General features: G+C 64.3%; 17 protein-coding genes. 4 read left to right on the top strand and 13 right to left on the bottom strand.

Features of this window, described 5'->3' with window-relative positions:
• Positions 1 to 15: 15 nt before the first annotated feature.
• From NHH73_08805 to NHH73_08785, 5 genes are all read right to left on the bottom strand, one after another.
• Positions 16 to 639 carry an L-threonylcarbamoyladenylate synthase gene (locus NHH73_08805; protein ID USX28367.1) on the bottom strand — a complete coding sequence of 208 codons (624 nt, stop codon included), beginning with the start codon at positions 637 to 639 and terminating at the stop codon, positions 16 to 18.
• A gap of 73 nt (positions 640 to 712) precedes the next feature.
• Positions 713 to 1,588 carry a protease HtpX gene (gene htpX, locus NHH73_08800; GenBank protein USX28366.1) on the bottom strand — a complete coding sequence of 292 codons (876 nt, stop codon included), beginning with the start codon at positions 1,586 to 1,588 and terminating at the stop codon, positions 713 to 715.
• Positions 1,589 to 1,708: 120 nt separating this feature from the next.
• Positions 1,709 to 2,542 (bottom strand): PHP domain-containing protein, encoded by an 834-nt coding sequence (locus NHH73_08795; protein USX28365.1) that lies wholly within the window; start codon positions 2,540 to 2,542, stop codon positions 1,709 to 1,711.
• Entirely contained in the window at positions 2,536 to 3,549 is a 1,014-nt protein-coding gene (locus NHH73_08790) for a threonine/serine dehydratase (GenBank protein ID USX28364.1), read from the bottom strand. The genes NHH73_08795 and NHH73_08790 overlap by 7 nt, the downstream gene beginning before the upstream one ends.
• A gap of 263 nt (positions 3,550 to 3,812) precedes the next feature.
• Positions 3,813 to 4,697 carry an alpha/beta hydrolase gene (locus tag NHH73_08785; GenBank protein USX28363.1) on the bottom strand — a complete coding sequence of 295 codons (885 nt, stop codon included), beginning with the start codon at positions 4,695 to 4,697 and terminating at the stop codon, positions 3,813 to 3,815.
• Positions 4,698 to 4,857: 160 nt separating this feature from the next.
• On the opposite strand from NHH73_08785, the gene NHH73_08780 reads away from it, so the two are divergent.
• Positions 4,858 to 5,382 carry a gamma carbonic anhydrase family protein gene (locus NHH73_08780; GenBank protein ID USX28362.1) on the top strand — a complete coding sequence of 175 codons (525 nt, stop codon included), beginning with the start codon at positions 4,858 to 4,860 and terminating at the stop codon, positions 5,380 to 5,382.
• Positions 5,383 to 5,385: 3 nt separating this feature from the next.
• Positions 5,386 to 6,339, top strand: a complete 954-nt coding sequence (hslO, locus tag NHH73_08775) for an Hsp33 family molecular chaperone HslO (GenBank protein ID USX28361.1) — start codon at positions 5,386 to 5,388, stop codon at positions 6,337 to 6,339.
• A gap of 71 nt (positions 6,340 to 6,410) precedes the next feature.
• Here the strand turns inward: hslO and NHH73_08770 are convergent, their stop codons facing one another.
• A complete protein-coding gene (locus tag NHH73_08770; GenBank protein USX28360.1) occupies positions 6,411 to 7,382 on the bottom strand; it encodes a bile acid:sodium symporter in 972 nt (323 codons plus the stop codon).
• Positions 7,383 to 7,389: 7 nt separating this feature from the next.
• Complete coding sequence (locus NHH73_08765; GenBank protein ID USX28359.1) at positions 7,390 to 7,713, bottom strand: hypothetical protein; 324 nt, start codon at positions 7,711 to 7,713, stop codon at positions 7,390 to 7,392.
• Between the two features lie 130 nt (positions 7,714 to 7,843).
• On the opposite strand from NHH73_08765, the gene NHH73_08760 reads away from it, so the two are divergent.
• Together NHH73_08760 and NHH73_08755 are read left to right on the top strand one after the other, a co-directional pair.
• On the top strand, positions 7,844 to 10,252 hold the full coding sequence (locus NHH73_08760; GenBank protein USX28358.1) for a TonB-dependent receptor plug domain-containing protein: 2,409 nt from the start codon (positions 7,844 to 7,846) through the stop codon (positions 10,250 to 10,252).
• A complete protein-coding gene (locus NHH73_08755) occupies positions 10,252 to 11,445 on the top strand; it encodes a glycerophosphodiester phosphodiesterase (GenBank protein ID USX28357.1) in 1,194 nt (397 codons plus the stop codon). Before NHH73_08760 ends, NHH73_08755 begins: the two co-directional genes overlap by 1 nt.
• Before the next feature lie 98 nt (positions 11,446 to 11,543).
• Here the strand turns inward: NHH73_08755 and NHH73_08750 are convergent, their stop codons facing one another.
• The 6 genes from NHH73_08750 to NHH73_08725 form a co-directional block, all read right to left on the bottom strand.
• Positions 11,544 to 12,725, bottom strand: a complete 1,182-nt coding sequence (locus NHH73_08750) for a hemin-degrading factor (GenBank protein USX28356.1) — start codon at positions 12,723 to 12,725, stop codon at positions 11,544 to 11,546.
• Positions 12,726 to 12,743: 18 nt separating this feature from the next.
• Complete coding sequence (locus tag NHH73_08745) at positions 12,744 to 15,095, bottom strand: TonB-dependent receptor (GenBank protein USX28355.1); 2,352 nt, start codon at positions 15,093 to 15,095, stop codon at positions 12,744 to 12,746.
• A 252-nt stretch (positions 15,096 to 15,347) separates the two neighbouring features.
• Positions 15,348 to 15,917 (bottom strand): gamma carbonic anhydrase family protein, encoded by a 570-nt coding sequence (locus NHH73_08740; protein ID USX28354.1) that lies wholly within the window; start codon positions 15,915 to 15,917, stop codon positions 15,348 to 15,350.
• 16 nt (positions 15,918 to 15,933) lie between these two features.
• Positions 15,934 to 16,569 carry a glutathione S-transferase gene (locus tag NHH73_08735; GenBank protein USX28353.1) on the bottom strand — a complete coding sequence of 212 codons (636 nt, stop codon included), beginning with the start codon at positions 16,567 to 16,569 and terminating at the stop codon, positions 15,934 to 15,936.
• Positions 16,566 to 17,285, bottom strand: a complete 720-nt coding sequence (locus NHH73_08730; GenBank protein USX28352.1) for an aspartate/glutamate racemase family protein — start codon at positions 17,283 to 17,285, stop codon at positions 16,566 to 16,568. The genes NHH73_08735 and NHH73_08730 overlap by 4 nt, the downstream gene beginning before the upstream one ends.
• Positions 17,285 to 17,902, bottom strand: a complete 618-nt coding sequence (locus NHH73_08725; protein ID USX28351.1) for a DUF1349 domain-containing protein — start codon at positions 17,900 to 17,902, stop codon at positions 17,285 to 17,287. The genes NHH73_08730 and NHH73_08725 overlap by 1 nt, the downstream gene beginning before the upstream one ends.
• Between the last annotated feature and the right edge of the window lie 47 nt (positions 17,903 to 17,949).

Genomic DNA, 17,949 nt, shown 5'->3' with positions numbered 1-17,949 from the left:
GTCGCAAAGGGAGAATCAGAGTCCGAACAAGGCGGCGTCGCCCCGGCCCTGGCGTACCAGCTCGGCGTCGGGACCGGTCAGGTCGATCACGGTGGTCGGCTCCATGCTGCAGGCGCCACCGTCGATGACCAGCTCGATCTGCTTGCCCAGCCGCTCACAGATGGTGTCGGCGTCGTTGAGCGCGTCCTGCTCGCCCGGCATGATCAGGGTGGTGCCCAGCAGCGGCTGCTGCAATTGTTCCAGCAGCGCCAGCACGATCGGGTTCTCCGGCACGCGCAGGCCGATGGTCTTGCGGGACGGATGGCTGAGCCGGCGCGGCACGATCTTGGTCGCCTCGAGGATGAAGGTGTACGGCCCCGGCGTGGCGCTCTTGAGCAGGCGGAACTGGCGGTTGTCGACGCGCGCGTAGACGCCGATCTCGCTCAGGTCGCGGCACAGCAGGGTCAAATGGTGCTTCTCGTCGATGCCGCGGATGCGCCGAAGGCGCTCGACGGCGCCCTTGTCGTCCAGGTGGCAGACCAGCGCGTAGCAGGAATCGGTCGGCACGGCAACGATGCCGCCGCCGTCGATAATCTGCGCCGCCTGCTTGATCAGGCGCGCTTGCGGGTTGACGGGATGGACCTGGAAGAATTGACTCATGGTTGGTTGGCAGGGCCCCGGCTTGGCTGAAGTCGTGACCGACTAAAGCCGGCCGAGGCCGCTATTAATAAGATCAGGATTGTACGCTACGCAAGGCGGCGATGCGCTGCTCGAAAGGCGGGTGGGTCGAGAACAGCGCGCCCCAGCCGCCGCGGTTGGTGATGCCGGCCGCCGCGATCGATTGCGGCAAGGCGCCCGGCTCCATGCCGTTCAGGCGGGCCAGCGCGTGCTGCATCGGCACGCTGCTGCCGAGCAGCTTGGCCGAGCCGGCGTCGGCGCGGAATTCGCGCTGGCGCGAGAACCAGGCCACGATCAGCGAGGCGACCAGGCCGAATACCAGCTCGCAGACGAACACGGTGGCCATGTAGCCGATGCCGGTGCCCTGGCGATCGTTCTTGAGCAACACCTTGTCGACGAAGAAGCCGACCACGCGCGCCAGGAACACCACGAAGGTGTTGACCACGCCCTGGATCAGCGTCATGGTGACCATGTCGCCGTTGGCGATGTGGGCCACCTCGTGGCCGAGCACGGCCTCGACCTCGTCGCGGTTCATGTTTTCCAGCAAACCGGTCGACACGGCCACCATCGCCGAGTTCTTGAAGGCGCCGGTGGCGAAGGCGTTCGGCTCGCCGTCGTAGACCGCGACCTCGGGCATGCCGATGCCGGCGCGTTCGGACAGCGCCTTGACGGTGTTGACCAGCCACAGCTCGGTCGACGACGACGGCGTCTCGATCACGCGCGCGCCGGTCGACCATTTGGCCATCGGCTTGCTGATCAGCAGCGAGAAGATCGCGCCGGTGAAGCCGACCACCAGCGAAAACGCCAGCAAGCTGCCCATTTCGAGGTTGCCGCCCGCGCCCGGACGGCCGATGCCCAGCAGCGACAGCACGATGGACAGCACCAGCATGACGGCGAGGTTGGTGGCGATAAACAGGACGATGCGTTTCATTGGTTGTTCTCCGGTACGGACAAGTTTGCCCAGATCATAAGGTATGACCGGCTTTACGCAAAATCAAGATGGCAATATTAATTACCGCCGGTAATCAGCGGTAGGTTTTACCGGCGAGGCCTAAAACCAATCGTGCCAAACAGGTTTGACATTGGCGGGCAATGGCGGCAACAACGCAAAATCGACACGCGATTCGCCCGGCGCATGGAAATCGGTCCCGCGCGAGGCGAGAAAACCGTAACTATTCGCCAACTGCGCATACACCGGATACTGGTCCGGCGTATGGCTGCCGGTGACGACCTCGATCGCCTGCCCGCCCAATTGCTTGAACTCGTCGAACAACTGGCCCTGGGCCAGCTGGCTGAAGCGATAACGACCCGGATGGGCGATGACGGCGATGCCCCCTGCCCCGCGTATCCACTCGACCGAATCGGCCAGGCTGGCCCAGCAATGCGGCACATAGCCCGGTTTGCCCTCGGACAGGTATTTCTTGAACACGTCCGGAATATTGGCGCAGGCGCCGATTTCCACAAGATAGCGGGCAAAGTGCGTGCGCGACATCAGGTCGGGATTGCCGACATAGGTCAGCGCGCCCTCGTAGGCGCCCTTGATGCCGGCCGCTTCGAGCTGGCGCGCGATTTCACGGCCCCGGTTGTCGCGGCCCGAGCGCGTGCACGCCAGGCCGTTGAGCAGCGCAGCGTTGGTCTCGTCGATGCGCAGACCGACGATATGCACCGTTTCATTGGCCCAGGTGATCGAAATCTCGACGCCGGAGACAAATTGCATCCCCTGCTCTTTCGCGGCGGCGCGCGCGGCGGGAATGCCGCCGACTTCGTCGTGGTCGGTCAGCGCCCAGACGTCGACGCCGGCCTTGCGCGCGTGGGCGGCCACGGCGGCGGGTGCGAGAACGCCGTCGGAGACATTGGAATGGCAGTGCAGATCGACTTTTAACATGCTGTCATTGTATCGCGGATGCGCGCGCCCCTGCATAGCAGCTGCGCAAAACGCGCGGGATCGATATTCGATCCGCACACCAGCAAGGCCACGCGCTTGCCCTCAAGCCGCTCGCGCAGCGGGCCGAACAACGCGGCCGTCGCCACCGCCGCCGCCGGCTCGGCCACCAGCTTGGCGTCGCGGAACAGATACAGCATAGCCTCGCAGATCTGGTCGTCGTCAACCCGCACCACCTCATCGACGAAGCGGCGGCAGACGTTGAAGCTGTATTCCATCGCATACGGCGCGCCCAGGCTGTCGGCGACGGTATCGACCCGTTCCAGGGTCTCCGGCGTGCCCGAGGCAAAGCTGCGGTACAACGCGTCGGCGCCGAACGGTTCGACGCCGTAGACGGCGCAGCGCGGATTGAGTTGCTTGACTGCGGCGGCGATGCCGGCGCACAAGCCGCCGCCACCGACCGGGACCACCACTGCGTCCAGATCGGGCACCTGCGCCATCAGTTCCAGTCCGACCGTGCCGGTGCCTTGAGCGGTCAGCGCGCCGTCGTAGGGATGCAGCATGGTGCGGCCCTCGTCGCGCGCGATCTCGCGTCCACGCGCGAACGCCTGGTGTACGTCCGGCATCAGCAGCACTTCGGCGCCGAACTCGCGGCAGGCAGCGATGCGCGCCGGGCTGGCGTGGGCCGGCATGACGACCTTGGCGCTGCATCCGGCCAGCCGCGCCGTGTACGACACGGCGATCGCATGGTTGCCGGCGCTGACGGCGACCACGCCGCGCTGACGCGCCGCCGCGTCCAGCGCCTCGATGCAATTGAGCGCGCCGCGCAGCTTGAAGGTGCCGGTTTTCTGAAACAATTCCAGCTTGAGCCAGACTTCGGTGGAGGGGAATTGTTCTTCGATGACGCCGGTTTGCCAGCGCCAGACGGGCGTATGCAGAACTTTGCCGTGCAGGCGTGCGGCGGTGTCGCGGATCTGGGCCAGCGAGGGATACGGGTGGGATGTCGTCATTGGGTGCTCCATTAAACTATTCAGGGGAAGACGCGGGCACGGCCCGCGCGCGGGGAAGCGCTGGGACTGGGGCGCCGAGCACCGGCGCAGCCGCAGCTCAGCGACCCTGAATAATTCGAATAATGGAGAAAGACTGACCGCAACCGGCAAACGCGGCCAGGCCAGCGTCTGGGGCGACGTGGCGGTGGTTCGTGACGGTGGTGTTATGCGGGTTCATGCGGTCAATCATGCCAAAGAACCAATGTGCTTGCAAGCACTACCGATCATGTGGTCAAGAATTCCTCGATGTACCCCGCAAGCTCGACCGGCTGGTCGTGGTGCAGCATATGGCCTGCATCGTGCACCATCTTGCGGGTGACGTCGCGCAAAAAGCTGAGGCGGCGCTCCAGCTCGACCTGCCCACCCGGCTTCGAGCCGAGCCAGTCCCACATATTGGTCTGATCGGCTTCGACCCACAGCACCGGTGCGGTAATAGCCTTCCAGCAGGCCATCACCTCGTCGACGTTGTACGGCAGCGGGCCTTGTTGCTTGTGTACGGGGTCGCCGAGGATTTCCCACTCGCCCTGCTCGTTCTGCGCAGACCAGTGCTGCGACAGGAAAGCGGCGCGCTCGTCGCTCAGGCGCGGATTGGTCTTCTGCAAGCGCGCCGCCACCGCCTGTTGCGACGGGTAGGTGCGCAGCTCCGGCTTTTCCAGCAGGCCATCCATCCACTTGGCATAGCGGCCGGGCGCCTGCTCGGGCTTGGCGGCGCGCAGGCCGGCGCCCTCCAGATTGACCAGCTTGCGGATGCGCTCCGGCCGCGCGCCAGCGTACAGGCCGAGAATGTTGCCGCCCATGCTGTGGCCGACGATGTCGACCGCCTTGTCCGGCGAATAATGGCGCAGGATCGCGTCCAGGTCGGCCAGATAGTCGGGGAACCAATACGTGTCGTCGCCGCTGCGGTCGGACAGGCCGAAGCCGCGCCAGTCCGGCGCGATTACGTGCCAGTCGCCCTTCAAGGCGTCGACGACGAACTGGAACGAGGCGCCGACGTCCATCCAGCCGTGCAGCATGAAGATCTTGGGCGCGCCTTCCCTGCCCCAGTGATGCAAATGGCAGCGCAAACCGCGTATGGTCAGGAATTCGGAGCGGGATGGTGTCAGCGTCATGGTTCTGGTCCTTGTCTCAGGCAGCTTGAAAACGGCGGAGTCGGCGCAATATCGGTACATTGCTGGCCGCAAAGCAAAATAATAGCACGACCGTTCGCTGGTGGTGCAAGCGTAAAATAGCGCCATCCCGCCGTTCCCATCATTCAACCGAAGGTTTCCAATGTCTATTTATCAACTGGGCGAACACGCGCCAGAGATCGATGCATCGTCATTTGTCGCCGACAGCGCGACCCTGGTGGGCAAAGTCACGTTGAAGGCCAACACCTCGGTGTGGTTTGGCGCGACCTTGCGCGGCGATAACGAACGCATCACCATCGGCGAGAACAGCAACGTCCAGGAAGGCACCGTGATGCATACGGACATGGGCTACCCGCTGACCGTGGGCAAGAACGTGACCATCGGCCACCAAGCCATGCTGCACGGCTGCACCATCGGCGACGGCGCCCTGATCGGCATCCAGGCGGTGATTCTGAACGGCGCGAAGATTGGCGCCGGTTGCCTGGTCGGAGCCGGCGCGCTGGTCACCGAGGGCAAGGAATTTCCGGACAATTCGCTGATCATCGGCTCGCCGGCCAAGGCCGTGCGCACCTTGACCGCCGAGGATACCGCGCGCCTGCTCGCCAGCGCCGACAGCTATGTGCAACGCGGCCAGCTGTTCAAGACGCAACTCAAAAAGATTGGATAAAACATGAGTATTACCCTGACTACGGATGTCCTGCAGAAATTCATCTTCGAGAACGCCGCCGTGCGCGGCGAGTTCATCGACATTTCGGCCACGTGGCGAGAGGTGTTGTCGCGCCACGACTACCCGCCTGCGGTCAAGAAGCTGTTGGGCCAGATGGTCGCCGCCGGAGCGCTGCTGTCGGCCAACCTGAAATTCAACGGCTCGATCATCATGCAAATCCACGGCGACGGTCCGGTGCAGTTGCTGGTGGTCGAGTGCGATGCCGACCTGCGTCTGCGCGCCACCGCCAAGCTGGCCGAGGGCGCCGTCATCGCCGACGACGCGACGTTGCCGGCTATGCTGAACGCCAACGGCAAGGGCCGCTTCATCATCACGCTCGATCCGGCCGACAAGGTACCGGGCCAGCAGCCGTACCAGGGCATCGTGCCGCTGGACGGCGACGATGTGGCGACCGTCATTGAAAACTACATGCTGCGCTCGGAACAGCTGGATACCAAGCTGTGGCTGGCGGCCGACGATAATGTCTCGCGCGGGCTGCTGCTGCAAAAGCTGCCGGACCATGGCGGCAAAGCCGGCGCCGAGCCGCTGACGCAAGAAGATGCGCTGGAGACGTGGAACCGGGCGGTGATCCTGGGCTCGACGTTGAAGGAGCAGGAGTTGCTGGAAACGACCGTGGATGTGTTGATGCAGCGCTTGTTCTGGGAAGAGACGATTCGGGTGTTCGATCCGTTGAGCCCGTCGTTCCATTGCACCTGCACGCGCGAAAAAGTCGGCAACATGTTGAAGATGCTGGGGCGCGAGGAGGTTGACAGCGTGCTGGAAGAACAGGGTCACGTTGGCGTGAATTGCGATTTCTGCGGGCAGCATTACGATTACGACAAGGTCGATTGCGCGCAGTTGTTCGCCAGTGACGAGCCGGTCGCGGCATTGATACCGGCGAGCGACGTTAAGCACTAGTCAAACCCGCACCCCAGTGCTGGGGTCTGACCCCAAGGGGTCAGACCCCGCCCGGCTTTGCGGGTTGGAGCCTACTTTACTTCCGGCTCCCTGGCATATCTCTGCGCCAGCACCGCGCACACCATCAATTGCAATTGATGGAACAGCATCAACGGCAACACCACCGCGCCCAGCGCGCCGCCGGCGAACAACACCTTGGCCATGGGCACGCCGCTGGCCAAACTCTTCTTCGAACCGCAAAACACGATCGCGATCCGGTCCTCGCGACTGAATCCCAGACGCCGGGCCAACTGCGCGGCGATCAGCATCACCGATCCCAGCAACACCACGTCAATCAACATCAGCCCGCCCAGCGACGCCCATGACAGCTGGTGCCACAGCCCCTGCCCGACCGCCTCGCTGAACGCGGTGTAGACCACCAGCAGAATCGAGCCCTGATCGACCATCCGCGTCAGCGGCTTGTTGCGCTCGACCCAGGCGCCGATCCATCGCCGCGCGACCTGCCCGGCGATAAACGGCAACAGCAGCTGCAAGGCGATCTGCAACGCCGATTCCCACGGCGAACCACCCTGCATCTGCGCCGCCGTCAGCAACCCGACCATCAACGGCGTCAGGAAAATCCCGATCAAATTCGACGCCGACGCGCTGCATATCGCCGCCGGCACATTGCCGCGCGCGGCCGCTGTAAAGGCGATCGACGATTGCACTGTCGACGGCAGCATGCACAGGAACAGGATGCCCAGATACAGGTCCGGCGTCACCAGCGGCATCAGCAGCGGCTTGAGGGCGAATCCCAGCAAGGGGAACAGCGCGAACGTACACAGCAACACCAGCAGATGCAACCGCCAGTGCGTGATGCCGGCCACCACCGCCTCGCGCGACAGCTTGGCCCCGTGCAGGAAGAACAGCAGGCTGACCGCCGCATGGGTGATGCCGTTGAAGATGACGGCGCCCTGGCCGGTGCACGGGAACAGGCTGGCCGCGACGATCGTCACGATCATCGCCAAGGTAAAGTTATCGGGTAGGAATTTGGGACGGGTCATCGCTGGGTTACCACATCTTGAGCTTGGCGCATTTGACTTCCAGAATGTCGACCGCGCCCAAGGTCTTGGCCGACGTCTGGCTGCGGATCAGATCGACACGTTCGACGCACTCACCGCGCATCAGCCGTTCCTGCGTGCGGGTGCAGATCGTCACGGTGCCGGCGCTGCTGGCGTTGCAGGCAAAGCCCTCGACCCGCATGCGCGCCACTGCCTGCTCCAGCGGCATGCCGGGCTGGACGGTGTCGGTGACGAAGTTGCCCAGCCGTGCCTGATTGACCGTGTAACAGCCGGCCAGTGGCAACGCCAACGCCAGCATCAGAAGTATGCGCATCGTGTCTTCCCTCTTATTTCCATACGGCAGTGTACCGCATGGTGGTCATCATCCGGTAACACGCCATCACTATCATGCGCAGCGTTGCTATTCCTGTTGTAACTCTTTTAACCGGTTTTCAAGGCAGAACATGAACAAGAAATTATCCGCAGTGTGCTTCGCCGCGCTGAGCTTCCCGATGCTGGCCATGGCCGCCAACGTTGCCGCCGCCGTCGCTGAAATGGCCGCCCCGGCCAATGCCGCGGAAGCCACCGCCGCCGCTGCCGATACTGTGGACACCGCCGCAGCAGCGGCCGCGCCGATGGCCACCGTGGAAATCGCCACCCGCAAGACCCGCTCCTCGGTCGCGATGACCAAGAGCGATATGCAGAAGATCCTGCCGGGTATTAATCCATTGAAAGCGCTGCAAACCCTGCCGGGCGTGAGCTTCCAGACCGCCGACCCGTGGGGCAACAACGAACAAAACACCTCGCTGTTCATCCACGGCTTCAGCGGCCCGCAGCTGGGCTACACGATGGACGGCGTGCCGCTGGGCGACCAGCAATACGGCAACTACAACGGCCTGTCGCCGCAGCGCGCCGTCATCAGCGAGAACGTCGGCAGCGTGATTCTGTCGTCGGGCGCAGGCGACCTGTCGACCGCGTCGACCAGCAACCTGGGCGGCACCATCGAGACCTTCTCCAGCGATCCCTCGCAGACGCGCAACCTGGCGGTGCAGCAGACCGTCGGCAGCTACAAGACCTCGCGCACCTTCCTGCGCTACGACACCGGCACCTTCGGCGAAGGCAACAGCGCCTACATCTCCGGCGTGCACCACGAGCAGCGCGCCTGGGACTTCAAGGGCCGCCAGGGTGGCGACCAGTTCAACGCCAAGTTCGTCAACCAGTCGAGCCTGGGCAAGCTGACCTTGTTCGTCAACTACTCGGACAAGATCGAGCCGAACGAGGACAGCACCGTGCGCTCGGCCACCGAGAAGTTCCAGCCGTACACCCGTCCCTTCCTGTACCCGAACTTCCAGCAAGCCGTGTCCTACCTGTCGCCAACCGGCGCCACCCCGGCCGCAGAAGGCAACAACTACCGCAATTACTACAGCGACGCCCAGCGTACCGACTGGCTGACCTACGCCAAGTTCGACATGAACCTGGGCGAATCGACCACCTGGTCGAACCAGATCTACTACCACAACGACGACGGCGTCGGCGTGGTGGCCGGCCCGATCGGCGTGGCCGGCCTGCCGGGCTTGTTCGCGGTGTATTTCCCCGGCCAGAACCTGAAACAGGTATTCGGCAACTCCGGCTACGCGACGCGCACCACCGAATACGTCATCAACCGCAGCGGCTACCTGTCGAGTCTGACCACGGAACTGGGCGACCACAAATTGCAGGCCAGCCTCTGGCTCGAAAGCAACCGCTCGTCGGCCTACCGCCGCTGGTACGCGCTGGACGTCAACAATCCAAGCTCGCCATACGACCGTCCGAGCGATCCGCTGATCACGCAATACGGCAGCAAGATCGACAACAAGGTCGCGCAGATTTCGGTGCAGGACGAATGGCGCGTGCGCGACGACCTGGCGCTGCAAGCCGGCTTCAAGTCGAGCCTGCAATGGGCCGACGGCCAGTTTCCGGTGCAGCCTAAAGTGGGCGCCATCGCCAACGGCTCGACCGCCCTGCCGGTCGGCAAGATCACCACCAAGAAATGGCTGCTGCCGCAGATCGGCGCGCGCTGGGACATCACGGCGCAGGATCAACTGTTCGTCAACGTGCAGAAGAACATGCGCCAGTTCGTCACCTATGGCGGTGGCGGCGCGTCGCCGTGGAGCCTGGCGAGCCAGCAGGCGTTCGACCTGTTCCGCGACACCGCCAAGCCGGAAACCTCGATCACCTATGAAGCGGGCCTGCGCACCAGCCACCAGCTTAACCTCGGCGCGCTGAGCGCCATCGACGGCCAGGTCAACGTCTACCACGTCAACTTCAAGGACCGCCTGCTGCAGATCAGCCCGACGCCGGTGATCTCGTCCATCATCGGCGGCAATCCGGTGCTGGCCAACGTCGGCAGCGTCAAGACCGACGGTATCGACCTGTCCGGCACCTTGCACTTCGGCCGCATGTTCACTTTGTACAACGCACTGTCGTACAACCGCTCGGAGTACCAGGACAACTACCGCAACGGCAAGGACATCGTGCCGACCGCCGGCAAGGCCGTGCCGGGCAGCCCGGAGTGGATGAACAAGACGGTCGCGACGCTGACTGTCGCCGACACCGAGTTCCAGCTGATCGGCGACTATGTCGGCAAGCGCTATGCGACCTACACCAACGACCTGTCGGTGCCGAGCTACTTCCTGATGAGCCTGGGCGTGTCGGGCAAGCTGCCCTTCCTCAACGGCGGCTTGATCAAGAACGCGCGCTACCGCGTCAACATCAGCAACCTGGCCGACCGCGAAGGCAGCTTGAATGTAGTGGTTGGCGCGGCCAGCGGGACTTACAATACATTCCCGATCGCACCGCGTCAGGGCTTCCTGACTTTGATGGCCGACTTCTGATGAATAGACTTTATTTACCTTCGCGCCTGTCGCGCCGGGGCTTTATCCAAACGGCGGCGCTGACGGCCGGCGCCTCGCTGCTGTTGCCGGCATCGTCGGCGCTGGCGGCGAGCGGCGGCCTGGCTGACCAGTCGGGCCTGCCGGGCATCGCGCCGGTCGGCGCCGGCGGCATCGGCGGCGGCAAGAAGCCGCTGGTGTTCGCGCACCGTGGCGCCAGCGCCTTGCGGCCGGAACACACGCTGGCATCGTACGCCAAGGCCATCGCGGACGGCGCCGACTATGTCGAGCCGGACCTGTGCAGCACCAAGGACGGCGTACTGGTGGCGCGGCACGAGGCGTATCTCAGCGAGACCACCGATGTGGCCAGCCATCCCGAGTTCGCCAGCCGCAAGACGCGCAAGACCATCGACGGCGAGCCGCACGACGGCTGGTTCGTCGACGACTTCACGCTGGCCGAACTGAAGACCCTGCGCGCGGTCGAACGTATTCCGGCTTATCGTCCGGGCAGCGCGCAGTACAACGGCATGTTCCAGGTGGCCACGTTCGAGGAGATCATCGACTTCGTCGCGGCCGAGGCGGCGGCGCGCGGGCGCATCATCGGCATCGTGCCGGAGCTGAAGCACTCGACCTATTTCGCCAGCGTCGGCCTGCCGCTGGAGGACCGTTTCCTGTCGATTCTGGACGCGCACGATTACACGCGCCGCAACCCGGTCGAGATCCAATCGTTCGAGGTCGCCAATCTGAAATACCTGCGCGGCAAGCTGGGCCGGCGCGCCAACCTGCGCATCATGCAGCTCGTCATCGGCCAGGACGTGCGGCCGATGGACGTCGCGGCGGCCGGCGGCAAGCTCACCTTCGCGCAGATGTGCACGCCGGCAGGCATGCGCGACATCGCGCAATACGCTGACGTCGTGGCGCCGCCGACGCGCTCGATCATCCCGCTGAAGAAGGACGGCAGCCTGGCCGAGCCAAACTCGTTCGTCGACGATGCGCACAAGGCAGGATTGCGTGTCGAACCGTGGACATTCCGGCCCGAAAACCAGTTCCTGGCGGCCGATTTCCGCGACGGCGGCAGTTTGCAGGCGCGCAACGAGGCCGGCTCGATCGCCGAAATGAAACGCTACATCGCCGTCGGTCTGGACGGCTTCTTCACCGACGATCCCGCGCTGGGCCGCGCCGCCGTCGGTGCCTAAAACCCCGGGGTCAAGTCTGACATTCGGACACGAGCTTAACTGTAAAGCCCTCGCACCGTAGAGGCCGTGTCCGAATGACAGACTTGACCCCCGCAGGGTTAGCGGCTGGCTTGGCGGGCGGCGTCTTCGGCTTTCGGCAACGCGGCGGTCATGTTGAGCCAGCTTTCCGGCTGCGGTTTCTTCGGTTCGCGCACGCCGAAGAAGCTGACGACCTGGTCGCTGTTGTGGTCGTAGAATTCGACCGAGGTGATGCCGGCGCGCTTGACCACCCAGCCGCTGGCGAAGGCGCTGTCACGCAGGTGCAAATTGAATTCCGGGTCGAGCACGTTGAACCAGCCCGGCGAGGCGGCGACCTTGCCGACCTTGCCGCTGAAGATCTGGATCGTCGAGCCATTGCCGAGGAAGACCATGATGTCGATCTTTTGCTTTGCGGTCTCTTCCAGCAGCTGGCGTACCGCTTGCGGCGTGATGCGCGTGGCGGCGCCGGCCGGCGCCAGGCGCATCGCTTGCTGGCGCGAGACGCCGAACTCCGTCAACAAACGGTTGAACTGGTGAACGTCGTTGATTTCGTTCCATGCCAGCTGGAATTCCTTGACGTCGATCGCGCTGTCCGGCTTTTCGGCAGCCTTGACCGGTTGCGCGGCAACCTTCAGGTCGGCGCTTTGCGATGGCGCGCGGAAGTCGGCGACCAGCTTGTCAAACACCGGTACGCCGGCGTCGTTTTTCAGGTACAGCTTGTGCACGGCGTTGCCGCTGGCGTCGAAGAATTGCAGGCTGCGCGAGACGACGCCGTCCTTGCCCGGCTGCGTCACCGCGAACGCGTATTTCCATTTGTCGAAGGTGAAGCGCAGGTCGATCTCGCCGCCCAGATAACCGCCGGCGATGTTGCGCAGGCGCGCTTCGCGTTCCTTCTGCTTGTCTTCTTCCAGACCGAGAATCTCGTCCTGAGACTTGAGCTTGCTGGCGACGCCGGTGCGCTCGAGCACGCCGTTTTCGTTGCGGGTCAGCGCCAGCACCTTGCCCAGGTCCAGCGCGCGGCGCATGATTTCGCGCGGCACGGTGTCGCCTTCCTTGAGGCGGACGACGGTCTTGCCGATGCCCGTCGCCAGCAGGTCCGCTTCCGAGACGCTGAGCGTTTTGGCGGCGTCGCGCGCGGCCAGCTTGGGCTGCTCGGCGCGTAGGCTGTCCCAGCGCTCGGCCAGGCTGGCGGCACCGCCCGGCAACGCGGTGAACAATAAGGCGCCGGTCAGCGCCAGGGTGAATCGATGGTGAGGTTTCATGTTGGCTCCGTGGGTTGTTTAGTAGATGACTTTGAGGTTGACGGCGAAGTTGCGGCCCGGACGTGCCTGGCGTTCGATGTCGGCCAGGGTGGCTGCCGTGGTGCCGGCGACCAGGCTGCGCGACGAGGCGTAGTCCCAGTACTTGCGGTCGGCCAGGTTGTACAGGCCGCCGCTGACGGTGGCGTGCTGGTTGATGTGCCAGTACGCGGTCAGGTCCATGACGGTGTAGCCGGGCACGGCGAACATGCCGGTCGTGGCGCTGGTGAACACGTCGGCGGCGGCGCGCTTGCCGCGCACGGTGCTGACGATGAAGGCGCCGCCGCCGCGCTTGGCCGGGTCGTCATAGGCGAACGTGGCATTGGCCTTGTACGGTTGCACCGAGGCCAGTTCGGCCTTTTTGCCGCTGTCCTTGTTTTCGGCCGTGCCGCGCGAGATGCCGCCGGCCAGCGCCAGGCTGTAGCCTTGCATCGGTTGCCACCACTGGCCCAGCGCGAAGCGGCTGCTCACTTCGCCGCCACGGATCTTGGCCTTGCCGACGTTTTCCGGACGGAACAGGCCTTGCGTGATGGTCGGGTAGTTGACCGGGTCGGGCGCCTGCGCGGCGTATTCGATGAAGTTGTCGTAGCTGGTGTGGAACAGCGAGAAGCTGACCTCGACACCCGGCGTCGGCGCGCCCTTCAGTCCCACCTCGAAGGCGTTGCTGGTTTCCTTTTTCAGGTCGGGGTTGCCCAGCACGGCGTAAGCGTTGCCGGCGGCCGTGTAGCTGAACGAGTCGTAGGTGCCGGTGCGCTCGGCCGCGCTCGGCAAGCGGGTGCCGCGCGTGTATTGCGCGTAGGTGCTCAGCTGCGGGGTCAGCTCGACCGAAAAGTTCAGGCTCGGCGTGACGAAGGTGTCCTTTTCCTCGCGGATTTCCTTCGCCGCGCTCGGCACGGCGATGAGGTAGTTTTGCAGGTTCTTAGGCGTCAGCTCGCGGCGCTCGGCGCGCAGGCCCGGCGTCAATGTGGCCTGGTGGCCGGCGAGGTTGAACCCGAACTCGCCGCGCACGTAGGCGGCCAGCTTGTCGGTGTCCATGTCGGCCATGCGGTTCTTCATCGTGATCTGGTGGGCGCCGGTGCGCGCGACCGTGCGGTCCTCCAGCCATGGACGGCGGCTTTCCAGCTCCTCGTAGAGCACGCCGTAGCCGAGCATGATCGACGGGTTCAACTGTTTCACCGCGTCAAACGCGAGACCCTTGCTATCGTTGAAATAGCCGGTGGTGATGTCGCGGATGTAGGGCTGACCGCCGGTGACGTAGTTGGCGTTGGTGAAGTCCTCGACCGAGGCGGTTTGCTTATACAGTTTGGTTTCGAGCTTGTCGAACAGCAGGTTGTTAGCCGGCGTGTAGCGGTGTTCGACGCTGTAGCGGGTGCGCTCGGTATTGGAGTTCTGCGTCGCGCCTGCCGGATACAGCGCGCCGACCTTGTTGTTGTAGATACGATCGTGCTCGGCCTTGTAGTGGTCGACGGTGAAGCGCAGTTCCTGGTCGCGCGCCAGCTTCCAGTTCAGCTTGGCCAGCACCGCATCCGAGGACCAGTCGTCCGGATTGGGGACGGCGTCGCCTTCGGTCTTGGTTTCGGCGCCGTCGCGGTGCACGGCGACGATCAGCGCTTGCAGGCTGTCGCCAAGCGCGATGGCGGCGGTGACGGCGTGCATGCGCGACGCCTGTTCCGACGCGTAGCCGAACTTGTAGTCGGCGTAGAGCTTGCGGGTGCCGTCGAGGTACATTTCCGGCGACTTGGTGACGAACGAGACGGCCCCGCCCAGGCCGGGTGTGCCGCCGCCGGCCGGGCTGGCGCCGGAGCCGATGCTGACGTAGTGGAACATCTCGGGGTCGAAGTAGTCGCGGCCGATGCCGAACGAATTCATCGATGTGCTTTCCGGACGCGGCGCGGCGTCCGGCAGCGCGATGCCGTCAACTTCGAGGCTGACGCGGTTGCCTTCGACGCCGCGAATGTTGATGCCGGTGTTGCCGGCGCTGTCCCAGACGTTGGCGCCGCCGCTGGCGGCGGCGGGCACGCTGATCAGCGGCGAGTAGCGGGCGATCTTGGCCATGTCGATGGCGTTGTTTTGTTCCAGTTGCTCGGCTTTGACGACGGTGGTGGTGCCGTTGCGGGTGGAGGCGGCTTCGTCACGCTTGGCCTGGACGACGATTTCGCCGAGGGCCGGGGCGCTGGCGGCGCCTGCCGCTTGGGCTTGCTGGGCATGTGCCGGGAGCATGGCCGTGGCCATCAGGGTGATCATGGCGGAGTGCACTGCGACGCCCATCAGGCGCGGCCGCAAGTTGTGGGTAGGCGCGGCCGGATGCCGGGCGCCCGTGGTGGTGGTGGCCATAGAGTTCCAAGAGAGAGTTGTGGACGGCTGGCTCTCGGACTTACAGCGATTGCTGGCAAAAACGCATACTAACAATAATGATTCTCATTTACAAGTGGTGAACGTGTAAAGATTGATTATTATCAAAGCGATTATGGGCTAACCCGGGTGGAAATTTTTTGACGGTGTTGGCGGCGCTTGGCGGATTACGCGCTTTGCGCTAATCCGCCCTACGTGATGTAGATTTTTTCACGTGTTCAGGCCATGGGGCGGTCAGAGCGCTTGTGGTGCCTGACTTTGCTTTGCTTGGGTCTCGCTGCTGATGTGGTTGTTTTTGACGCGGACGTAGTGCTCGGCCGAATATTTCAGGTAGGCGATTTCCTCTGCGCTCAGCGCCCTCACCTTTTTCGCCGGACGGCCGACGTACAAGTGGCCGCTTTCCAGCACCTTGCCCGGCGAGACGAGGCTGCCGGCGCCGATCATGACGCGGTCTTGCACCATGACGTCGTCCATGATGATGGAGCCCATGCCGATCAGGCATTCATTGCCGATGGTGCAGCCGTGCAGCAGCACCGAGTGGCCGATGGTGACGTAGTCGCCGATGATCAGCGGCGAACCGTCCGGCTTGCCCGGGTGCTTGTGGGCGACGTGGCCCATGGCGAAGTCTTGCACGTTGCTGCATTCGCCGATGACGATGCGGTTGACGTCGCCACGCAGCACGGTGTTGCACCAGATCGAGCTGTCGCGGCCGATGCGAACGTCGCCGATCACTTGCGCCGTGGCGTGCAAATAAATGTCGTCAGCAAGGACGGGGCTGGTGTCGAGGTACGGGGATAAAGGCATGCGGTGTCCGGAAAAGTCAGTTGGGGGAATAGGTGCTGTCGCCGTGCGGCGCGGCGGCAAATTGCGGCAGCGACTCGGCGCGGCGCGACAAGTCGTCCAGCGCTGGATAGTTTTCGGCGGCCACCAGCTCGGGCAGCATTTGCCGCATGAAGTGCCAGGTGATCGCGGTCATGATCGCGCCATGTTCCGTGCCGGGTCCACCGAGGATCAGCGGCCTCTCGCGCTGCTCGGCTTCGAGCGCGTCGAAGGCCGACAGCATTTGCAGGGTGACCCGTTCGACCCACGGCTGGTGCAGCTTTTCGGCCGGGCGCACGTTGCGTTCGTAGACGATTTGCACCCCCTTGTCGCAGGCGGCGAGGGCCAGCCCGAGCACGCGCAGCGAGCGCAGCAGCGCTGCCGGGTCGGATGGCGTCAGGCGCCGTTCCGGCGTAGCCAGGGTTTCGGCGTATTGCAGGATCAGCGTCGAGTCCATCAGCACGGTGCCGTCGCCGGTCACCAGGGTCGGCGCCTTGACCACCGGATTGATCTTGCGGAATTGGTCGAAGGTGCGGAACACCGACAGCGACTGGTGTTCGAACGGCACGCCGAATAATTGCAGCGATACGGCGACGCGGCGGACATAAGGTGAGTCGAGCATGCCGATCAGTTTCATTTTTTCTCCGTGGTGTCGGGTGGAAGGCCGAGCGCGAACTCGGCGGCCTTGCGGGCGTGGATGGCGGTGGTGTCGAACAGCGGCACGGCCGCGTCGGCCTGGGCGATCAGCAGCGAGATCTCGGTGCAACCCAAAATGATGGCCTGCGCGCCCCGCTCCACCAGCGCGGCGATGATTCGGCGGTAGTCGCCGCGCGAGGCCTCGACGACGTTGCCGAGGCAGAGTTCTTCGTAGATGATCCGGTGCACGATGTCGCGTTCGTCCGCTTCGGGGACGATCACCTCCAGGCCGTGCAACGCGCGCAGCCGGTCCTTGTAGAACGCCTGCTCCATCGTGAAGCGCGTGCCGAGCAGGCCGATCCTGGTGTGGCCGGCGGCCTTGATGGCGGCGGCCGTGGGGTCGGCGATGTGGAACAGCGGAATGCCAGCGGCCGCTTCGATGGCCGGCGCGACCTTGTGCATGGTGTTAGTGCACAGCACGATGAAGTCGGCGCCGGCGGCCTGCAGCGAGCGGGCGGCGTCGGCCAGCAGCGCGCCGGCCGCGTCCCAGTCGCCGGCCCGCTGTAACTTCTCCACGTCATGGAAGTCGACGCTAACGAGCACGACCTTGGCCGAGTGCAGCCCGCCCAAATGCTCCTTGACTGTTTGATTCACTTGCCGGTAGTACGGCACCGTCGATTCCCAGCTCATGCCGCCAATGAGGCCGATGGTCTTCATCAGATGCGCCCAGGAATGAAGCTGAGGAAAGAGAACTCCGCTTCGAAGCCGGACTCGTTGGGACTGCAGGCGTACAGCCCGCAGGCGACCGACTCGGCGCCGGCGCGCTCGTGCAGGTGGGCCATGCGGATTTGCGTCCACTGCTCGCCGTCGAGCGACGATTCGACGATGCAGTCGTTGGCCTCGGCGCGCACGCGGAACCAGACGGTGTCGATGTCCTTGGCCAGCGGCTGGGTCGACCAGTCGGAATAATGGCCGTTGGTGACGACGACGCCGAGGCGGTTGTCGCCGTCCGGCTCGAACTCGACCGAGGTCTTGAGCCAGCAACCGGACGACAGCCGCACCATCAGCCCGGCCTGGTCGTACTGGTGCGCCGGGCGCGAGGTGACCTTGGTCGTCAGCACGAAGTCGCCTTCGGCCTGCAGGTTCAGAAAGTGGCCGTTGTCGACCTGGAAGCCGTAATGGGTGCGCTGCCAGAAGTCGGTGGCGGCGTCGGTGTGGATGCGCAGGCTATTTGCAGCGTAGTCCACCTGCCAGTGGGCAGGCTCGCAATGCCATTGCAGCCTTGGGCTGAGCATGGTGTCGGCGAAGGTTTCGTGCAGCGGGGTGTCGCTCATCCGGTTTCCTAGTCTGGTGGTGGCCGTGCGCTAGTGTACCAAAGGAA

This window comes from Oxalobacteraceae bacterium OTU3CINTB1 (assembly GCA_024123955.1).
Taxonomy (GTDB): domain Bacteria; phylum Pseudomonadota; class Gammaproteobacteria; order Burkholderiales; family Burkholderiaceae_D; genus Rugamonas.
This window is presented reverse-complemented; position numbering and strand designations above follow the sequence as displayed.